At 34.3% G+C, this 18,801-nt stretch carries 22 protein-coding genes; 8 read left to right on the top strand and 14 right to left on the bottom strand.

The genetic code is table 11. The features are described 5' to 3' along the window. Positions 1–3 precede the first annotated feature (3 nt). From CJ263_RS15645 to CJ263_RS15625, 7 genes are all read right to left on the bottom strand, one after another. Positions 4–336: a hypothetical protein gene (locus tag CJ263_RS15645; protein ID WP_158657180.1), complete on the bottom strand. Its 333-nt coding sequence runs from the start codon at positions 334–336 to the stop codon at positions 4–6. Positions 337–341: 5 nt separating this feature from the next. Further along, a complete protein-coding gene (locus CJ263_RS15640; RefSeq protein WP_094998132.1) occupies positions 342–2,540 on the bottom strand; it encodes a peptidase domain-containing ABC transporter in 2,199 nt (732 codons plus the stop codon). A gap of 9 nt (positions 2,541–2,549) precedes the next feature. Beyond that, complete coding sequence (locus CJ263_RS15635) at positions 2,550–3,005, bottom strand: hypothetical protein (RefSeq protein WP_229702476.1); 456 nt, start codon at positions 3,003–3,005, stop codon at positions 2,550–2,552. A 47-nt stretch (positions 3,006–3,052) separates the two neighbouring features. After that, positions 3,053–4,351, bottom strand: a complete 1,299-nt coding sequence (locus CJ263_RS15630) for a hypothetical protein (RefSeq protein ID WP_094998130.1) — start codon at positions 4,349–4,351, stop codon at positions 3,053–3,055. 248 nt (positions 4,352–4,599) lie between these two features. Further along, complete coding sequence (locus CJ263_RS21150) at positions 4,600–4,740, bottom strand: hypothetical protein (RefSeq protein WP_188669484.1); 141 nt, start codon at positions 4,738–4,740, stop codon at positions 4,600–4,602. Positions 4,741–4,764: 24 nt separating this feature from the next. Further along, positions 4,765–4,896, bottom strand: a complete 132-nt coding sequence (locus CJ263_RS21360; protein ID WP_262494254.1) for a hypothetical protein — start codon at positions 4,894–4,896, stop codon at positions 4,765–4,767. Positions 4,897–5,044: 148 nt separating this feature from the next. Next, positions 5,045–5,728: a hypothetical protein gene (locus CJ263_RS15625; RefSeq protein ID WP_094998129.1), complete on the bottom strand. Its 684-nt coding sequence runs from the start codon at positions 5,726–5,728 to the stop codon at positions 5,045–5,047. A 161-nt stretch (positions 5,729–5,889) separates the two neighbouring features. Here CJ263_RS15625 and CJ263_RS15620 point away from each other — a divergent pair, with 161 nt between their 5' ends. Next, complete coding sequence (locus CJ263_RS15620) at positions 5,890–6,648, top strand: response regulator transcription factor (protein ID WP_094998128.1); 759 nt, start codon at positions 5,890–5,892, stop codon at positions 6,646–6,648. Positions 6,649–6,693: 45 nt separating this feature from the next. Here CJ263_RS15620 and CJ263_RS15615 read toward each other — a convergent pair whose 3' ends face one another. Then, on the bottom strand, positions 6,694–7,449 hold the full coding sequence (locus CJ263_RS15615) for a ThiF family adenylyltransferase (protein ID WP_094998127.1): 756 nt from the start codon (positions 7,447–7,449) through the stop codon (positions 6,694–6,696). Positions 7,450–7,567: 118 nt separating this feature from the next. Between CJ263_RS15615 and CJ263_RS15610 the strand changes: the two genes are divergently transcribed. The 4 genes from CJ263_RS15610 to CJ263_RS15595 all read left to right on the top strand — a co-directional run bounded on the left by CJ263_RS15610 (position 7,568) and on the right by CJ263_RS15595 (position 10,300). Next, on the top strand, positions 7,568–8,392 hold the full coding sequence (locus CJ263_RS15610; RefSeq protein ID WP_158657179.1) for an RteC domain-containing protein: 825 nt from the start codon (positions 7,568–7,570) through the stop codon (positions 8,390–8,392). A 276-nt stretch (positions 8,393–8,668) separates the two neighbouring features. Continuing rightward, positions 8,669–8,947: a helix-turn-helix domain-containing protein gene (locus CJ263_RS15605; RefSeq protein ID WP_094998125.1), complete on the top strand. Its 279-nt coding sequence runs from the start codon at positions 8,669–8,671 to the stop codon at positions 8,945–8,947. Positions 8,948–8,954: 7 nt separating this feature from the next. After that, positions 8,955–9,641, top strand: coding sequence for a hypothetical protein (locus tag CJ263_RS15600; RefSeq protein ID WP_188669483.1), 687 nt, complete (start codon positions 8,955–8,957; stop codon positions 9,639–9,641). Continuing rightward, a complete protein-coding gene (locus tag CJ263_RS15595; RefSeq protein WP_094998124.1) occupies positions 9,638–10,300 on the top strand; it encodes a P-loop NTPase family protein in 663 nt (220 codons plus the stop codon). Before CJ263_RS15600 ends, CJ263_RS15595 begins: the two co-directional genes overlap by 4 nt. 91 nt (positions 10,301–10,391) lie before the next feature. Here CJ263_RS15595 and CJ263_RS15590 read toward each other — a convergent pair whose 3' ends face one another. The 6 genes from CJ263_RS15590 to CJ263_RS15565 form a co-directional block, all read right to left on the bottom strand. Then, complete coding sequence (locus tag CJ263_RS15590; protein ID WP_094998123.1) at positions 10,392–11,546, bottom strand: hypothetical protein; 1,155 nt, start codon at positions 11,544–11,546, stop codon at positions 10,392–10,394. Between the two features lie 10 nt (positions 11,547–11,556). Continuing rightward, positions 11,557–13,335: a DUF2326 domain-containing protein gene (locus CJ263_RS15585; protein ID WP_094998122.1), complete on the bottom strand. Its 1,779-nt coding sequence runs from the start codon at positions 13,333–13,335 to the stop codon at positions 11,557–11,559. After that, on the bottom strand, positions 13,335–13,613 hold the full coding sequence (locus tag CJ263_RS15580; RefSeq protein ID WP_094998121.1) for a hypothetical protein: 279 nt from the start codon (positions 13,611–13,613) through the stop codon (positions 13,335–13,337). Before CJ263_RS15580 ends, CJ263_RS15585 begins: the two co-directional genes overlap by 1 nt. Next, positions 13,610–14,503 (bottom strand): hypothetical protein, encoded by an 894-nt coding sequence (locus CJ263_RS15575; protein ID WP_094998120.1) that lies wholly within the window; start codon positions 14,501–14,503, stop codon positions 13,610–13,612. The genes CJ263_RS15580 and CJ263_RS15575 overlap by 4 nt, the downstream gene beginning before the upstream one ends. Before the next feature lies 1 nt (position 14,504). After that, positions 14,505–14,720, bottom strand: a complete 216-nt coding sequence (locus CJ263_RS15570) for a helix-turn-helix domain-containing protein (RefSeq protein WP_094998119.1) — start codon at positions 14,718–14,720, stop codon at positions 14,505–14,507. Positions 14,721–14,942: 222 nt separating this feature from the next. Beyond that, the gene (locus CJ263_RS15565) at positions 14,943–15,605 is read right to left on the bottom strand and encodes an N-acetylmuramoyl-L-alanine amidase family protein (protein ID WP_094999272.1); all 663 of its coding nucleotides are present in this window, start codon (positions 15,603–15,605) and stop codon (positions 14,943–14,945) included. A gap of 165 nt (positions 15,606–15,770) precedes the next feature. On the opposite strand from CJ263_RS15565, the gene CJ263_RS15560 reads away from it, so the two are divergent. From CJ263_RS15560 to CJ263_RS15550, 3 genes are read left to right on the top strand one after another with little or no spacing between them, the layout of a single operon-like run. Continuing rightward, on the top strand, positions 15,771–16,058 hold the full coding sequence (locus CJ263_RS15560) for a hypothetical protein (RefSeq protein ID WP_094998118.1): 288 nt from the start codon (positions 15,771–15,773) through the stop codon (positions 16,056–16,058). Further along, positions 16,058–16,342 (top strand): hypothetical protein, encoded by a 285-nt coding sequence (locus CJ263_RS15555; protein WP_094998117.1) that lies wholly within the window; start codon positions 16,058–16,060, stop codon positions 16,340–16,342. The genes CJ263_RS15560 and CJ263_RS15555 overlap by 1 nt, the downstream gene beginning before the upstream one ends. 23 nt (positions 16,343–16,365) lie before the next feature. Beyond that, positions 16,366–18,792: a TraG family conjugative transposon ATPase gene (locus CJ263_RS15550; protein WP_094999271.1), complete on the top strand. Its 2,427-nt coding sequence runs from the start codon at positions 16,366–16,368 to the stop codon at positions 18,790–18,792. The last annotated feature ends 9 nt before the right edge of the window (positions 18,793–18,801 follow it).

The following is an 18,801-nucleotide window of genomic DNA, read 5'->3' as shown; positions in this document are numbered from 1 at the left end:
TCTTTATTTCACTATATTTTCAATCTTTGACTTGATTGAATTTATTTTGTCATTATATCCCTTATCACTACTATATTTCATTTTGAAGTGATTTTTTTTCAATCTTATTTGAAACGAATAATCTTCATTGTGTTTTTCATAATTAATTTTCCTATTACTCTTCTCTGGAAAATCATCAAAATTGCTCTTAAGTATTTGATAGATTGAAGAATACTCATCATTATCTATGGTTGTAGAAGATACCGTTTCATACTTAGATGGTACGATAGAGTTCGTTGTGCTACAACTAACAGCAACCATCATTAACAAACTGATTTTTAATATTTTTAAATTCATAATTTCTATATATTTAATTGATTTTTAACTAATGTGTAATAAAAATTTTTCTTATCTATTAACTCTGTATGTGTACCTTGTTCTACCATTTTTCCTTCAGATAAAACTATTATCTGGTCTGCCTTTTGAACGGTACTTAAACGATGAGCTATTATGACAACCGTTTTATTCCTAAACAACTTCTGCAAATTATTATGTACTTCTTTTTCATTAGTAGCATCTAAAGCTGAAGTTGCTTCGTCCAAGAAAATATACTTTGGATTTTTATAGATTGCCCTTGCAATTAATATTCTTTGTTTTTGGCCTCCTGAAAGATCATTTCCCCCTGAACCTATTTTAGTGAATTCTTTAAGTGCTAATGAATTGACAAAATCAAATAGATTGACAGCTTTTAAAACATTATTCATTTTTATTTTGTCAACATTTGTATCGTTCATAGCAATATTTCTTTCAATAGTATCATTGAATATATATCCGTCTTGCATCACAATTCCCGAATTCTCTCTGATACTCTTCGCCGATATTTCACTTATTTCATCCAAGCCATATAAAATCTTTCCAGATAATGGAGGAAAAAAGTTCAATAACAACTTCATTAAAGTTGTTTTTCCACTTCCACTATGGCCTACAATTGCTGTAACCTTCCCTTTTGGGATCATCAAATTGATATCCTGAAGGATATATTTATGAGAAAGTATATTGTATTTGAAATTGACATTTTGTATTTTAATATCAACTGGAACTATTTCCGGATTAAGTTTCTTATCTGACTCTTTTTCCTCATTTTTTTGAGTATATACTTCGCTCAGTCTATTAAAACTTAAAAAAGCATCTTGTTGAGATTTTATAAAGTTCAATAGTTGGTGTATTGGGGAATTCATTTGACCAATTATAAAAGAAACACTCAATAAAGCCCCCAATGTCATTGTATCTTTTACAACATAATTAGCCGCCAAGAACGTGACCAAAATATTTTTGAGTTGATTAAAAAATGTAAATCCAATAGATTGGAATTGATCAATCTTAAGTGATTTAATATTAATTTTCAATAAATTGTTTTGAAGGTCAATCCATTCATTTTTCTTATAATCCTCATATTGGTTAAGTTTCATCTCCTTGATACCATTATAAAACTCATAAACCGCTTCCTGGTTTTCTGATTTTGCCCTAAATAATTGATAATCCAAAGTTTTTCTTCTTCTTAACCAAAAGAATGACCATACTACAGATAAGGAAGTAAGTCCTAAGTATATTACAAACAGGTAAATGTCATAGTAGAATAGAATAATGGAATAAATAATTAACGTTAAAATCGAAAAAACAGTTAATATGCTGTCCGAAGTAAAAAACTCTTCAACTTTTACATTGTCCTGTATTCTTTGATTAAAATCACCTGAATTTTTAGTATCAAAGAAACTGATGGGAAGTTTTAGAATCTTATCCAAATACGAATAAATAACATCAATGCTAAAGTTTGCCCCAATGACTAGAGTGTACCAATTCCTCAGAATATTGATTCCCATTATTCCAAGAAAAACAAACAGTTGAGCCAAGAGAATTAAGGTAATAAAGTTTAAATCCTTCTTGCTTACTCCTTTATCTATCAAAGCTTCCGTCAAAAAAGGGAGAGCTATACTTAAAAGGCTGCCTATTAATACAAAAAACATCAACAAGAAAATCTTTTTCTTGTATGGAAGAAATAATCTTAATATGTGATTTATCCGTTCTTTGAAATCGTTTTGGTCCTTTAAAGAATAAAACTTGTCAGTAGGATCGAGAAATAGAGCAATTCCTTTTTCTTCCCCTTTCAGCCATGATTGTTTAAATTGTTCTTCATCCAAAGTAACTTTTCCATGAGCTGGATCTGCAATCTTAAAAGTCCTATTTTCACCTGTGAAAGAGATTGCCTCTAAAACCAAAAAATGGTTTTTGTTCCAATATAGTATGCATGGCGAATTAAAATTATTTACGAGCTGTCTTAAATCCAATTTAACAGATTGAGTCTTAAATCCAATTTTTTTTGCTGCATGAATAATTCCTAGCATAGAAACACCATCCTTACCTATTTGACAAAATTCTCTAAGATTGTGAAGTGAGAATTTATTTCCAAAATAGCTAGTCACCATACTTAATGAAGCTGGCCCACAATCCATTAAATCATGTTGACGGATTAATTCGATATGCTGGTCTTTTTTTCTGAACATTATTATTAATCAAGAAGCCGTTTTGTACATCTTAGAGTAACAGAATCTATAAAAGTTCGTTACGAATTGCTTAAAGTAAAGGGAGTCCTTTTTTATCAGGATACTTAAAATATCACTATTCTTGTTAGGACTAAGAATTAAATTTGTTAGCAGTATATAATTACCATAATATCTTGATATTGAACGATTCCAAAGTTTAACTCTTGACAATCCCCTTCTTTCAATTTTGCCATTATTAATACTTTCTGGTTGATTGTGTATTTGCATATAAATAGCATCATACATACTAGAAACTTCGGCATAGAATTTTGCTAGAGTTTTCACGGTTTTGTAATCTTTACTCGCTGTATTGATATCACAATTAAGAGCCAGTTCAATAACATTTTTATTAGCTCCCTTTGAGTCTTTGTATATAATTCCAGAAGGCTTTATCACTAACTGATATTCAACATTATCATCAGTCACAAAGACGTATTTGTTCCTTCCTTCCTTATTAATGTTATAACTATTCATTATGGTAATGGTTCTATTAATTCCAGTTCTTTCACCCTAACCCCTTTATTATTGATCAAGACTTTTAAGAAATACAGTGTTACTTCTTTTGGTAAACTCTTATGTTCATCAATAATTGATTTAACTTCAACGCCAACTTTGCATGTGTTGATAGTATCTAGTATGGATACGAGTTCTGGAAAATACTTGAATGATAATCTTGAACCTCTGACATAGACATATAATCTATCTTCTATTTTTTCCGAATTAATTTCAAATAAATCGTTTGGAATTATGAATTTGGTTTCAAGATTCGGGAAATACTCTTTTTGACTATCTATTTTTTTATGGTAACTAAGAGGTATATTTTGCCACCCTCCATTACTGATTAAGCATTTTTTGTACTCATTATAAGTTAGCTTTAAAAAATCCAATAAAGGCTTTTCTAAAATGTCTTTATCAATATTTAGGGTATTAACAAAATCAGTAAACGTATTTTCGTTACTTAAATAATCTAACTGACTTTCTATAATACTTTGATCATTTTTGAGAAATAAATTTTTAATGGTCTCAATCATTAATTTGGAAAAATCATACCTGGTAGGATTATTAAACCATAATGTTACTCCAATTGAGAAATCCCCGGAATACCCAATATGATGTTTGTTCCAAGGCATATAATATAAATCCCCAGAGCCAAACTCATATTTTTTTGCATATTTTAGGAGTGGGTCAACATTTTTATTATTAGAAATTCCCTTTCCTACCTTTTCATACAAATCTTCATCCCACACATACATACTCTTATTACCAGGACCCAAATGATAGTGTAATACATTTTCCCCTCTATTATCAGTATGTATTCCCAGTGGTGTCCACCCATAGTTTCCTATAAAAGTTGTTAACTCTAAACCCCACGGTGGAATTCCAACAATATCGAATAGAGGACGAATCGTTTTTAAAATAGTACTTGCAAGAATTTCTGAATGCTTTTCTCCATAATTGGTGATTATTCCAAATTTTTTGCCAAACACACGGGTGCAGTATGATTCGATACTTTCCGAATCGTTAAGTTTATTATCTTTAATCAGCCTTCTTATTTCTGAGTCACTCAACTCCTTATCATCTATATAAAGTCTGAACCCATTCGTAATATCAAGTCTATTTATCCTTGATCTTAACATTTCTCTAGCTCCATTGTTTAATGCATCTAAAGTATCTTCAGAGATTGCCTTTTTATAAACTTGTGTTTCTGAGAAAGAGAGATTTTTCTCGATAAATGAGAACCACCAATCCTTTGTAAAATTTTTTGTCTTCATAATATATTTTTAATTGATCATTTCTTCTGTCATTATTATTTAACTATGGCTACTCTCTTTCCAACCCTCTTATCATCCTGTTCATCAATACCATCTCTTATAGTCAACTTCTCAAGTGCTGATAGTTTTTCAGTTTCTAAAAAGTTATCTGGTGCCTTTATCTTATTTTCTATTTTTAAGTGATTTTTTGGTTATTGGTAATAAGGAGGCGTATATTTATAAACACCTCCTTAATAATCAAAGACTCCCTACTCGGAAGCTTTCTCCTTCTTCTTTTCCTTTTTTACTTCAACATCATCAACAGCGGTATTTCCACCTTTTAAGGTTTCGTTTTCCAAAGCTGATAGTTCTTGAGTGTCCAAGAATTTTTCTGGATTCGAATTTTTCATTTTTAAAAAATTTAAGATTGGTTATTACTCTTGTTTTTTCTCCTTTTTCTTTTCTACCTTAACATCAGTTTCGGCATTTCCACCCTTTAAGGTTTCGTTTTCCAAAGCTGATAGCTCCTGAGTGTCCAAGAATTTTTCTGGATTCGAATTTTTCATTTTTAAAAAAATTTATAATTATATAAGATTCAATTTTAGTTTCAAGACATTAATTGCTCTTCGGTCTATCTCTCGGCCAAGAGTATATTGTTTGTTTTTACAATCAACTCTTCGTGTATAAAACTATATTTTAGTACTTTACTTAATGCTACACTAAAGAGTAGTTGTATTGATGAACAGGAGAAACTACCCTTTTGGGTAGTTCTGAATTCATGGTTGAAGTCAAAAAATCTACAGGAACCAAAGACTTGTTTTTATTATAGAAGCCAATTAAGTCTTTATACCGCATACTCACGGGAATGGTTTCGGAACCTAAATAATTGATAGGTTTATCTACAGGAGTGGCCTTAATTCCCAACGCTAGCATGACCCTTAAAAGTTTACTGTCGCACTCTGCATAAGCTACAGCGTTTTTATCTTGACATATAGGAGCTATGGCACAAACCATAAGCCTCTTAAATAAATTGATATCCTTAACTCCTTTTTTTATGGCGAATCTGCCAATATGCCAAATGGATTTATTAATGTCATAACCATTTAACAGTAATGGATTAATACCGAATATTTTCTGGATAGGCAATATGTCCTTGTAATTCCACCGTAGTACCCTAATCGATCCTATTATGGAATTATCCTCGTCTTTGGAAACAAAAATTCCAGCATTTTTAAAATAAAGCATCTCTTCCTGGAAAATTGAACTTATGTCATTTTCATAATTTTCAGGGTAAATACTACTTGTGTGATGCTTGAAGTTTTCATTGACCACAAACTTGGCCAGGTCAAATAGTTGTTCTAACTCTAATCTTTTTAAATAATTTTTTGGAAGTATCATAATTCTGGTTTTACTTCCAAATCTATTGGGACTACATAGCTCTATTTTTACACAAAATGGTAGTTGTTAGTTAGTTACATAAAAACTATACTAAAGTGTAGTTTTTAAAATGTTAAGAAAAAAGTTACATTTGTAACAGTAAACACTTATACCTACACTATATGGCAGACATGAAAGACTTCTTTTCCTTTAAGAATTCGGTTAATGAAATTCCAGAGGGAAGTCAAGGACAAACATTAGATTATTTAGAAGCTATAAAAGCTTTCTCAAGGACTACATACAAAAGCATCTATGTGATTGATTATCAGAAAAGGGGCTTTGAGTATGTATCGGACAACCCATTGTTTCTTTGTGGCCATACTGCCGAAGAAATTAAGGAGATGGGGTACGCATTTTACTTTAAATATGTAATAAAGTCCGATTTGGATCTGCTGATTAAAATCAACACGGCAGGGTTCGAATTTTATGATAAAATCCCAATGGAGGAAAGAAAGAATCATACTATCTCATATGATTTTCATATAAAAAACCAAGAAGGAAAAACCATTTTGATAAATCAAAAATTGACCCCCATGTTCTTGACCAATAATGGCAAAATATGGAAAGCCATATGTATTGTTTCCTTATCTGCAGAACGACAAGCAGGAAACATAAAAATTTACAAAAAGGGGGACAATAAAATTTTCAAGTATGATCTTGATGGTGACTTTTGGAAAGCCGATGAAAAAATAAAACTTTCATCGAGGGAAAAAGAAATATTACAGCTATCGACCAGAGGTTTTACCATAAATGAAATATCCGAATCAATTTATGTGTCTCCGGATACAGTAAAATTCCATAGAAGAAAGTTATTCGACAAACTGGAAGTGACCAATATATCCGAAGCTATTATGTATGCCACCAATAATAAACTCATTTAGATTGTAAGGCTCTGGCAAACAAACATAATTATGTTAGTCCATTATTCAAGAATTCAATATCGTCGATAAATAAAATTCAGGAAATTTTTTTACTGCTCTTCCTGTAGCGATATCAAAGAGGATATGGGTACACATGGCGGCAACTTTCCAAGAGGCAATTGAAAGTTGTGGAGGTGGCAAATTTTCCTTTTCGCTTTTGTATTTCTCGATGATTTCATCGATCCAATCTTGAGGATTTCCCCAAAATCTCATATACGTTGACATGTATTCAACCATATTGACCTCATTAAATTTCTCATTTGGTTTTGCAATAGCAGATAATGACATACCATCTGGAGCAATTACCGTAACAAGTCCTCCCCAACCTAAATTATACGGGTGAATTACAGGAATATTATTTTCTTGACAAACTTTGTCAAACTGTAATGGGATATCTGTTGTAAAATCCAAGGCATTAATAGCAATTGCATGGCCTTTTATAAACTTTTCAACATTGGTTTCAGTTATAAAACTGTTATAAACCTCAATATTAGCTTCTTTATTGATAGCCTTCAATCTAGCATTTATGGACTCTACTTTCTCGGAGGCGATATCCTCTTCAGTATAATTCTGTCGGTTCAAATTGGATAGCTCTACCTTGTCGCCATCTATAATAGTGATATTCTCAAACCCCAAACGTAGGGCACACTCGGCAATTACACTTCCTATTCCGCTACCCCCCAATATTATGGGACAATCCTTAATGATTTTTTGCTCTTCATCACTAATGTATATTCTATTTCGCAGGTATCGTTCTTGCATTCCTGTTTATTGTTTTGATATCAAAATTAGGGTTAATAGTTGAATTGAATCCTACCCATAAGTGTAGTTTCAATCGGGCTCATTTTTAATAATTTTAACAGAATCCATAACATTCTCATTGAAAAAGTACGCAAACATATTAAGCGACCTTGAAAGGCATATTGAATTCTTGGAGTTTGACAATAGTACCTCAATAATATTCAAAGCTGAAAAAATTATTGAGAAGGCTAAGGAAAGTCTTAAAAAGGCTCGGAAAATCGTGCTTTCTCAAGGGTTTGACAATAAGGAAAGTGAGATTTACTTTTTTAAAATAATCAAGCCCAAGCTCTACAGTAAACTCATTTACCATCTTAAACTATTTGATATTGAAAACAAAAGACCAAGAGGAAGTACGAAATCACAAATCAAATATTTTAATTCCCAGATAAATAAACTGCAAACGTATCTGAATGACAATCTGGATTTCTATACTTATTATCGAAGGGAATCATCTATTTTCGATGAGTATTACTTTTTGAGAGGTAACGCAACAATTAAGCTCTTCCCTGGAACTTTCCACTTTTTAACAGACGAACAATTTTCAACAAGCCATGATAGCATGGTAGCCCAGATTATGGCTTACGACTTGCTCATTATATATATAAAAAGAGAGATAGATAGATTAGAAAATAATGGGTCCCTTCGAGAGTCTCGAATGATGTGGACCAACAATAAAATAGATTTGATAGAACTTATTTATGCTTTGTACAGTACCAATTGTGTAAACAAAGGAAGGGCGGATATCAAAGATATTGCATACGCCGCTGAACGTATTTTCAAAGTCGATCTTGGTGATTATTACAGAGCTTTTTTGGAAATACGAATGCGAAAAAAAGGAAGGACCAAATTCCTTGATGCACTAAAGGAAAATCTCGAAAAACGCATGGATGAAATCGATGAATAAAAACACCAAAGTTCGATAACTTGGGTGTTTCCGTTTTAAGGGACAACGCTCATTTTCTTTGATACCTTTTAGCTAACTATCAAAACTTGCAAACACCCAAACGAATACAATATAAGTCATTTAAAATCAACAAAAAATAATACCCAAGATGTCCTGTCTTGTGAATAAAACTCACCAAAGCCCATCAATTTTGTAAAACGAAAGTCAAATCAGCAAAGAGGCCATCAAATTAGGTGACAGTAATGCGATGGTCTCTTTTATTTAAATCGTTTTATTATGGCAGCAACCATCATTACCACCGAAGATCTTCGGGAATTCAAAACAGAATTGCTCGATGACATCAAACAACTTTTACAAAACCAATCAGGACACGTTTCTAAAAAATGGCTAAAATCCCCAGAGGTAAAAAAGCTTTTGGGAATCTCTTCCGGCACCTTACAGAACCTAAGAATCAATGGCACATTACCCTATACCAAAGTGGGTGGTGTACTCTATTACGATTATGAGGAAATTATGAACGTGATGGAAAAGAACAAAATCCATAACAAATTCTGATATTTCTTTGGAGCAGATAAATTACATCAAGCACCTGAATGCCGTGTTCCTGCAATTCTCGAAAGACGGCCGTTTGAATCCCACGCACATCAGTCTGTACGTGACCTTGTTCCAGTTGTGGAACAATTACCACTTCCCCGTTAATTTCCATATCAACCGGGAAGAAGTGATTCAGTTTTCAAAAATCGGTTCAAAGACCACCTACCACCGTTGTATCAAAGAACTGCACCATTGGAAATACCTGCTATACGAACCTTCCCACAATCCATTCCACGGCAGCAAAATCAAGATGTTCAATTTTGGGACAAGTGATGGACAAGTTCTGTACCCAAGCCATACCAATATCGGGACAAGCAATGGACAAGCGGTGGTACCTATAAACAAACATATACAAACAGTAATAAACAATACAAACGGGAATAAACTTGACCGGCCCAAAAATGAAAATGAGGTCATCGTTTTTTTTCAAGAAGAAAATTGGCCGGAACTGGAGGCCAAAAAATTTTACAACCATTACCAAGGCATCGGCTGGAAAGTAGGCGGTAAAACAAAGATTATCGATTGGCAGGCTACCGCCCGCAACTGGATGCTAAAAGCCGACGAGCTCAAAACAGTTAAGACAGTGGTTGCAGTTAGCCAAAATACGGACAACCTAAAGACAAGTTCCAATAAAAATTATAGTGATCCCCTATGAGTTCCCATAAACCACATATCATCATCGAGGGCAGTGTTCAATATACCTTGGGAACATTCAAGAACAACGAAATCATTTACGATTTTGATAAAATGCTCATTTATCTCAATGCAAAGGGGAAATTGCTCTTTGGCAAAAAATTCAGGATTTATGAGGAAGACCAGAACATACTTTTTAAGCTGTGCAATTATTACATTAAGGACGAGGCGAACTGTAAAAAACTCGGTATCGACATTCATAAGGGCATTTTGCTTTCCGGTCCCGTGGGTTGCGGCAAGACCAGTCTGATGAAACTATTGCGTCATATCGTACCCCACCGTAAACCTTATGAAGTCATCCCCACCCGGAACATTGCCTTTGCCTTTAACAATATCGGCTATAAAATCATTGAGGCTTATGGGGACAAAAAGTTCTACTGCTTTGACGACCTGGGCGTAGAACCCACAGGTAGACATTTCGGGAAGGACTGCAATGTACTTGGAGAAATATTGCTATCTCGTTACGAACTGTTCCTGAACCATAACATCCAGACCCATGCCACCACCAACCTCAATGCCCAGGAGTTGGAGGAACGCTACGGTAATCGGGTACGCTCACGTTTGCGACAGTTGTTTAATTTGGTGGCTTTTGATAAGGGAGCTGGGGATAAGAGAAAATGAGATAATAGTCCTTCTTTCTTCCTGACATCAAGATTGAAAGATACAACTTAACAGTATACATAAAATTTTGATTTGATGTTTTAATTATGTCTTAGCTTTCAGTGTTTTGCAATTCGTTATAATGATTCTTAAAGTATCCTAAATCGTTTATTGCATTCAGTGCATTTCTATCAAATTGATTCGTCCAAACCTCTTGATAGTTATGATAAACTACATCATAAGTGTCTAAATCGTTTTGTTTTTCCCATGCAATACCAATTACTGCGGCTGACTTGTTATATAAAAAAGCAGCTACAAGACATCTAATTTCCAGCTCTTTTCTTCTTTCATTCGAATTATTGAACTTACTGGAAAGGAAGACATAAATGATATGATTAAAGGATGGTGAATAAAATATTCGTGCCCTAACATTTGAGTTTATTACGTGTTCTAAATTATTGACCAATTTTACCCTTTCATGCCGGGTTTCTTGAGCCATCAATTTACAGGCAATTATCATACTGTTAAGAGTATCGGTATTATACCCATTTCTTTGAAAGTGATTATGGGAAATTTGATTAATTATAAAGTCCCACTTATAGCTATTTTTCTTTTTTTCTCTCTCTTTGATGTACTCTGCACTGGTTTTTGCACTTTCATACAAATCATCATCTAAAAAGAGATACGTGTCATTTGGAAAATCAAAACCATTAGATAAATAAAATGCTAATAAATCCTCTTCTCCTTGTCCTGAGAAATGAATGCTTGTAAGTTTCTCTTGTTTTTCTTTTAGATAATCAAGAAAATCGGTTATAGTATCTAGTTCGGAGATAATACAATGAAAAGAAATTTCATCCATGATATTTACATAACCATTGTTCTCAATAGATTCAGGCATAGGGAATTTTCTTTGCCCACCAATTGCTAAAGCTATTTTGTAGAAGTTTTTTTCTTTGGGTAATTCTATTTCTATTTTTCCGTCTTCCAATTTAAAATTAGAAGAACTTATTAAGAACCGTTCAGCCCCATTTAGTTGTTTTAATGAACTCTCAATGGCCCTTTTAGTCCACCTACTATAATCGACTTCAAAATTATCACTTGGCTTAATATTAATTTCTTTAACAGAAATTAGCACAATATCAGAACCGCAGATAATTATTACATCACAAAGTTCTTTACCTTTTTTACCTATAGGATTAGCAAAACTAAACAACGAAAAGAAAGAGTTTTCACACAAATTAAACGCCCATTCTTCTGATTTAGTCATATCAAGCCATTTAGAAAAAACGCTTAAATAGTGTTTCTTTTTCTGTATCTGAGAACTCGGCAATTACATAATCAGAAATATCGAACTCCAACTTACCATATCTGCTACTCACTTCTTCAGTAAAATCAATTTCATCTTCATTAAAAGTAAGAATGTATTGAAAATTTTGAAGTTCATTTGCCTTATGATACATATAGTTCAATACGTTAAATATCGTTCTTTTAGAGATTGCGTGAAATACTCCATCATGAACTAAAAAATCAGGTATATTTCTCTTATTCAATCTATTATTGAGAAAAACCATTAAATCATAAGATACTATTTTTAGTCTTTCTTGTCCCAAAGCATCTGCCTTTGGAATTTGGATGTTTATTGAAAAAGGTAGTTGGTTTCTTTTAGAAGATGGGTTAATGGTAACATCAAAATATGAGTTATCAAACTCCTCATCAAGATATATTGCATTCTCTAAAACATCTTGAAACAAAAGCCTTAGTTCATTCAGCTTCTTGTCAACCTCATTGACTTCATTTACTATATCACGTTTTAATTCGGAAATAACAATGTCTGTATTCGCCATGATAGTCTCAATCTCGTCAATTTCTTTGATGATGGCAGTGTTTCTCTCCAAAAGAGTTTTTTCTTCAATCAATTTTTCATAAGTAGTTTCGATTCTGTCTAAAGCCCCTTTTTCTTTGAGCAAAGAAAATAACTGACTACGGTTTTTTTCTAAGATTTCAAGGTCACTAAGTGCAGTGTGGATAATTTTTGTAAGTTTCTTTTCTTCATCAAGTAAGTACTTATTTCTATTAGCTAAAAGTTGTTTTTTAAACTCTATTACTTCATCTAAACTCTTTTTTACAAAGTTTCCAAATGTTGATAAGGTTTCATTATATAGCTTTTGAATCTTATCAATATCAATACTTGAAACATCAGAATAAGATGATTTTAGTTTTTCTAGCTTTCTGTTTGTTATATGATATAGTGTGGACTTTTCATTTATTTGGCTAATTACTTCGGTAAGTTTACCTTCAATATCCTTATGATTTTCAAGAAAGTTATAATCTTTAAGACTTTTCTCAATTATTGATATTTGCTTTTCTATCTTCAGTATTTCTGTACGAAACTCTTTTACTTCTTTCCCTGTATCAGCCTTTATTTTATTTGTAAGACCTTTTATTGTCTTACTTTTTTCTTCGTAATCTTTAGATACATCATTAAAGTTTACAAGATTTTTAGTTGGTAGATTTAGTAGGTAAAAATTATATAATGCTTTGTCTCTAACATTAGCGTTGTACGAAACGAAATTTAAAGGGTCTATTCGTTGCTGATTTTGCAAGTCATCCTTAACAAAAAACTCCATTAAAGTACCATATCTTTTCCCTTCGAAAAATACTTCACTATTTTCGGTCGGGAAAAAGATGGCTTCAAGTATTCTTGGCATTTCTGATTTTTCGTATTCTTCGTATTTATCTGGGCGATTACTAAAAAATATAGTCTTAAGGTCAGAAAAGTATCGCTTCAAAAAATATTTCTTTCCACGGACTTCAAATTCTAATGTTAAACTATGTTCTTCATCTCTTAAAAAATCATATTTCTTCTGAGAAAATCTTTTTTCCGCTTTTCCACTTAAAAGAGCAAAATCGATTAGACGAACTAATGATGATTTACCAATACCATTTATTCCCCTTGCTTCCTTATCCTCAGAATATTTACCCAAAATGATATTTATACCATTAAGAAATGGAACACTATCTATTAAATTGGTTTCTGAATATAGTCTTATCAACATTATTGAAATAAATCTAATTGCTCTTTATCCGCCTCATTTTTGACTAACCTTATTTTATATTCTTTCTTTTCAATACTTCCTATAGTATGTAAAAAAGTGACTGCATACAAAAAAAGGTCTGGTGTTCTATTTTTATCTACTTGTAAAAATTTATTCATCACATCATCGACCAAAACATACTTTCCCTTAAAAGGACTTTTGCTCATAATTCCTATAATATCAGCCCCTAAAACCATTAAGTTAGTCCTTAAATTACTTTCTGGATGCGGTAATATCATTCTTTACTTGTTTTCTTTCCTATTAGACATTGTTCAAACATATAAAGTAAAATTGCTCTAACATTCAATCTATACCCATCATCATCAAGATTACTATACTGTTTTGTGTATTGCTCCGTCAAATTGTTTAATCTAGCTTTAAAATCGCCTCCAGATTTATTGTAATCTTCAATTACTCTACGCTTTATCAAATCTTTTTCATTATCCTCATATCCTGATATAATATTAGAAATTGTTGTAAAGTCTTTCATAACTAACATCATTTCGGAATTCACTCCATCCCAATCTTGCTCATTAAAATTTAATTCGATTTTTTCTTTTGGAGGGGTTAAATCTTCCTTGTCAAATGGAATAGTGTCATCTTTATTTGCGCCATCCAATAAATCCTGGACAATATCCAAAATATAATCTTGTTTGAAGTATTCACCAATACCTAAAAAGGTGGCTAGTTTTCGCCTTTGGTTACTTGTGAAATCGTTCTCAATTATATGAAGAATTTGCTTTATTCCTCTAATAGAAGTGTTTCCCTCCAGTCCTTCAATAAGACTTAGCTGGTCTGGTGAGATTTCATGATTTACAAGCATTTCCCAATTGGAAAATTGTTCTTTCCAACTATTCAAATACTTAGGAAAATCTCCTTCTTTTTTATCACTACCTAGAACCTTAAACTCAAAATCGGACTTATTATATTTCTTTGGAGCATAACAAGCCAATATCTTTTTTTCGGACAAAATTGTTCCATCATTTCCTTTATCCCTTGTACCTCGAATAGGGATATAGTTTTCTGTACCATATTTCAATAGGAACAACTCATCAACAAACTCCTCGAAGTTTGAGCCTTGTTTTGCCTCAATTTCAATTTTGAAAGCCTTTTTAAGTAGCTGTTCCATTCTATAAATCCAAATCAATATTTAATTCTCCATCCAAGCCTTTTTCTACTATTTCCCTTAAGGTCTGGAGGTTTATTTTATTTCCTTGTTCTGATTCAATTCTTGTAATATAAGCACGTTTTTTACCTACTTTTTGGGCCAATTGCTCTTGGGTTAATTTCTTCTGCTCTCTTGCTTCTTTAAGCATTTCACCTATATTATTACCAGATATTTTCATACAAACAACTTTAAATTATTGTTTTTTAGACGAACAAAGCAATCGCACAAATGTAACTTAAAAGTTTCAATTATTGAGGTTTTTCGAAATGTTCTTATCAATGATTTAGACGACATATAAAAATCTATCTATAATATTTGTCCTGAAATATAATTTTAACTTGTTTAAAAAAAGCAATAATTATCCATTTCATTATTTTGACAGTCTCAACAAAGAACTCCTTCATAGTCCAGCATTAAAATAGTTATATAATCCCATTAAAATAGCCAACGCCATAGCCCGAATATTTTTAGGCTTCAAATAATAACCCGCTTCATCGGTATTGGTCATAAAGCCCATTTCAACAAGTACCGTTGGGCCATGCGCAACAGTCTCCCGAAGTACCTGAAAATTGGCAAACTTTACGCCCCTACTTTCAAAACCAAGCTTCCTATTCAGGTTTGCTTGTATATTATATGCTAGCCAAGTGGCTTCAATGGAATATTTGGCTTTCCGATTTGACACATAAACTTCAACACCCCTTGCATTTGGGTTATCAGAATAATTGCAGTGCAAGGACACAAACACATCCGTTTTGAGTGCCCTGGCCAATCGGCCCCTATCCTTTAGTGAAATCAAAGTATCGGTATATCTGGTCGAATAGATAGCAAATCTATCATCAAAAAGGGTTTTGTTAAGTACGGTAATTTCTTTGGCTACATTCAAAACCACATCTTTTTCCAATATATCATTTATACCTACGGCACCGGAATCGGTTCCACCATGTCCGGGGTCAATGACAATTGTTTTTTGCTGACCGAAAACAAAGCAGAATTGCAGGAGCGAAATCCAAAAACTGACGTTTTTGAGGCCCGGCCCCTTCCAAAATTTTAGAGTTATCAACATAGGTTTTTCAGATTTCCATACGATTTGATGCCAATTCACATCAAACAAAAACAATCGAATTTAAAATTTATTTTATTCACAAATTACTGATTATCAATTATTTGAATTGCAATATACAGTATTTTTCGAATATCAAAATCAAGCAAATTTTAAATCGATTCCATTATGAAAAAATCATTGTATGTAACCATTCTTTCACTGCTCATTTCAAGTACGACTTTTGCCCAGATCGGGGGCATCGAAGATTCCGTCAACGATGTTTCCGATACCATCCGTGCCATTTTCCCGATTATCCTCGGGGTCATATTCTTGATTGGGTTCCTGTTCAATGCAGGACATTTCTTTGGTGAAAATGCCGATTTGAAAAAAGGAATCACGCGGGTACTGGTCTTTGTACTCATTGCGGGAGCCGTAGTGGGCATCTTCACCTATTTAATTGGTATAGTGGTCTAATGAAACGGTTCGAGGTCTATAAAAACATTCGTAAGCGGGCTGTAATTATGGGGTTGCCCATATCCCTGTTCGCCTTGATGATGACATCCGTTATCAGCTCTTTACTGTTCATCATCTTTTCGTTCAGTTTTGCGGTCATCGTTTCCGTATTCCTATGGAACGGGACATTATATACAGTGCTGGCCCACCTTACCAAAAACCCTGCCTTGATGCAAATCAAAAAGGTATTCCCACAGACCATTAGCAACAAGAAGCAAACCAACCTGTACTATGAAGGCCCATAATGGGCATTAATTTGAAAACCTATATGAATAAAATAAATCTATCGGCATACCATCCCATTTTGGACATCCAGGGCCATATAATCTTTGCCAACAATGGCAATGTGGTCTTGGGCTACCAAGTGGACAATCCTGAAATCTACTCCCTGTCGGAAAAAGACTTTGAGGACATTCACGGTTCGTGGTTCCAGGCGTTCAAATCATTGCCCGTGGCTACGGTAATCCACAAACAGGACGTTTACCGCAAAAGCCACTATACGGCGAACGAGTTGCCCAATGATACCTTTCTCCAAAAAGCGATCCACGATTATTTTAAAGGGCGGGATTACCTGCAACATAGTTGCTATCTGTTCTTTGTCCTTCCTCACAACAAGACATTGAACGCTGCCAAGTTTACCAATCCGTTCCGTAAGATCGAAAAGGGTATCCATAAACAGATGGGCCATACCGTACAGGAGTTCATCGCTTCGGTGAACGATGCCGTTTCCTTTGTCAACAATAGCCGGAGGGTGTCCCTTTTTCCATTAAAGGAAAAAGAAATCTTTGAATTGACCGATACTTATTTTAACGGGTTCAACGACGGCTTCGATACCGATATTCAATTGAAGCCTGCCCGCCGTGGTGGGAAATCTAACATTGAAATCGGCGAAAACCATTTTGATGTGCTGGCCATCAATAACGAACTGTGTTTTGGCGATGTGGTACAGAGCAGCAAGACCAATGAAAAATTTACTTCGGACGATTTTGTGTTCCACCAAGGGTATATCGATGGATTGGGACTGAACCTTAATGAAAACCATATCGTCAACCAAATCATCTATCTGGACGACAAGCACAAATGGCGAAAGCTGCTCGATAAAAAAATCGAGGAACTGAAGAAGAGTTCCAATTTCGGTACGCAAAATAAGGTTGTCCTAAAGAAAATCGAGGACATCGTTGCCAAAATCAACGAGGATGACAGTTCGCGGATTATTCGAGGACATTTGAACATTGTTTTTTGGGATAAGGAGGAAGCACAGTTAGAAAGAATCGCTTCCAAAATCAAGACCGAGTTCAAGGAATTGGACGTCGTGCCTTACTACCCAAAGGGAGAGGAACGGAAAAACTATTTTCTGAACTCCTATTGCTGCCATGCCTCCAACTTTTCCAACGAGGATTTATACGTCACCGATTTAAAACACGCCCTTTGCTTGTATATCAACAATACCAATTACCAATCCGATGCCACGGGTATCATCTTTAACGACAGGCAACATAACATACCCGTACTGAAAGATGTATGGGACGAAAAAAAGAAACGCATCAAAGCCAGGAACTTTGCCGTTTTCGCCCCTACGGGCGAGGGCAAATCCTTTTTGGCCAATAACATCTTACGTCAATATTTCGAGCAAAATGTGAGACTGGTCATTATAGATTTAGGTGGTTCTTATGCCAAGTTTGCCAAGCTTTATCCTGATAAACACATCATTCTGCGGTACGAGCAAGGGAAAAATCTGGGCATCAACCCCTTTTATATCTCCGATGACAAGGATTTGACACCAGAGCGATTAGAGGATTTAGCCATTTTCATTTTGGAACTTTTGGCCTCCGGAAAAGCAACGACCAAAGCTGAAGAAGTTGCGGTCAAAAAAGTATTGCGACACTACTATTTACAGAATAGGAACAGTACCCATTCTTTAGAAAACCTATACCGATTCGTCGATGTGAAGAAGGACAGCCTTTTGGAAGAGCTGCACATCCAGGAACAGCATTTCAATATCTATGATTTTCTGCACATCCTTTCGGAGTATGTCGATGATGGACTGTACAGTTTCCTGTTCAACGTCAACGAAGACCAGACCTATAAAATCGAGGACAAACGGCTGATTGTCTTTGAACTGGACGAAGTGAAGGACAACAAGGAAATCCTATCCGTAATGCTCAAGCTCATCAAGTCCGCTATCCAACGCACCATTTGGAGGAACAAGGCCGAAAAAGGCATTATTCTCTTCGATGAGTTTGCCAAACAACTGAAGTTCGGCAACGTACTGGAAAGCGTGGAGTTCTACTATCAGGCCATCCGTAAACAGAACGGGGCCATTGGGATCATTCTCCAGTCCATCAACCAATTGCCCAATAATTCCACATCGGCAAGCATCCTTGAAAATACCCAGGTCATATACAGTCTAAGGAACGAAAAAGGGTATTCTGAACTACAAAAGAGGCTTAACCTCTCCAGTCATGACCTGAACCAATTGAAATCCATCCGGAACAACCTGACCGGGGATAGAAAGTACACCGAGATGTTCATCAAGATAGGAAAGGAAAGCAACATTTTCCGATTGGAAGTACCGCCGGAAGTCTTTGCCGCTTACCTCACCGACGGACAGGAAAACGAGGCCATAATGGCCATCTATAACGAAACAAACGATATGGAAACGGCCATTGGTCGCTTCTTGCAAGAATCACAATAATAATCACTT

The sequence above is a fragment of the Maribacter cobaltidurans genome (genome assembly GCF_002269385.1).
Taxonomy (GTDB): Bacteria; Bacteroidota; Bacteroidia; order Flavobacteriales; family Flavobacteriaceae; genus Maribacter; species Maribacter cobaltidurans.
The sequence above is the reverse complement of the archived record's forward strand: the minus strand, read 5'-3'. Positions and strand labels throughout refer to the sequence as shown.

Excerpts from the sequence above, each read along its gene's own strand:
- CJ263_RS15580 (WP_094998121.1), bottom strand. The coding sequence starts at position 13,613 with ATGATATTACCGCATCCAGAAAGTAATTTAAGGACTAACTTAATGGTT.
- CJ263_RS15605 (WP_094998125.1), top strand. The coding sequence starts at position 8,669 with ATGGCAGCAACCATCATTACCACCGAAGATCTTCGGGAATTCAAAACA.
- CJ263_RS15560 (WP_094998118.1), top strand. The coding sequence starts at position 15,771 with ATGAAAAAATCATTGTATGTAACCATTCTTTCACTGCTCATTTCAAGT.
- CJ263_RS15620 (WP_094998128.1), top strand. The coding sequence starts at position 5,890 with ATGGCAGACATGAAAGACTTCTTTTCCTTTAAGAATTCGGTTAATGAA.
- CJ263_RS15625 (WP_094998129.1), bottom strand. The coding sequence starts at position 5,728 with ATGATACTTCCAAAAAATTATTTAAAAAGATTAGAGTTAGAACAACTA.
- CJ263_RS15565 (WP_094999272.1), bottom strand. The coding sequence starts at position 15,605 with ATGTTGATAACTCTAAAATTTTGGAAGGGGCCGGGCCTCAAAAACGTC.
- CJ263_RS21360 (WP_262494254.1), bottom strand. The coding sequence starts at position 4,896 with ATGAAAAATTCGAATCCAGAAAAATTCTTGGACACTCAGGAGCTATCA.
- CJ263_RS15615 (WP_094998127.1), bottom strand. The coding sequence starts at position 7,449 with ATGCAAGAACGATACCTGCGAAATAGAATATACATTAGTGATGAAGAG.
- CJ263_RS15575 (WP_094998120.1), bottom strand. The coding sequence starts at position 14,503 with ATGGAACAGCTACTTAAAAAGGCTTTCAAAATTGAAATTGAGGCAAAA.
- CJ263_RS15640 (WP_094998132.1), bottom strand. The coding sequence starts at position 2,540 with ATGTTCAGAAAAAAAGACCAGCATATCGAATTAATCCGTCAACATGAT.
- CJ263_RS15585 (WP_094998122.1), bottom strand. The coding sequence starts at position 13,335 with ATGTTGATAAGACTATATTCAGAAACCAATTTAATAGATAGTGTTCCA.
- CJ263_RS15645 (WP_158657180.1), bottom strand. The coding sequence starts at position 336 with ATGAATTTAAAAATATTAAAAATCAGTTTGTTAATGATGGTTGCTGTT.
- CJ263_RS15570 (WP_094998119.1), bottom strand. The coding sequence starts at position 14,720 with ATGAAAATATCTGGTAATAATATAGGTGAAATGCTTAAAGAAGCAAGA.
- CJ263_RS15590 (WP_094998123.1), bottom strand. The coding sequence starts at position 11,546 with ATGACTAAATCAGAAGAATGGGCGTTTAATTTGTGTGAAAACTCTTTC.
- CJ263_RS21150 (WP_188669484.1), bottom strand. The coding sequence starts at position 4,740 with ATGAAAAATTCGAATCCAGAAAAATTCTTGGACACTCAAGAACTATCA.
- CJ263_RS15630 (WP_094998130.1), bottom strand. The coding sequence starts at position 4,351 with ATGAAGACAAAAAATTTTACAAAGGATTGGTGGTTCTCATTTATCGAG.
- CJ263_RS15595 (WP_094998124.1), top strand. The coding sequence starts at position 9,638 with ATGAGTTCCCATAAACCACATATCATCATCGAGGGCAGTGTTCAATAT.
- CJ263_RS15555 (WP_094998117.1), top strand. The coding sequence starts at position 16,058 with ATGAAACGGTTCGAGGTCTATAAAAACATTCGTAAGCGGGCTGTAATT.
- CJ263_RS15550 (WP_094999271.1), top strand. The coding sequence starts at position 16,366 with ATGAATAAAATAAATCTATCGGCATACCATCCCATTTTGGACATCCAG.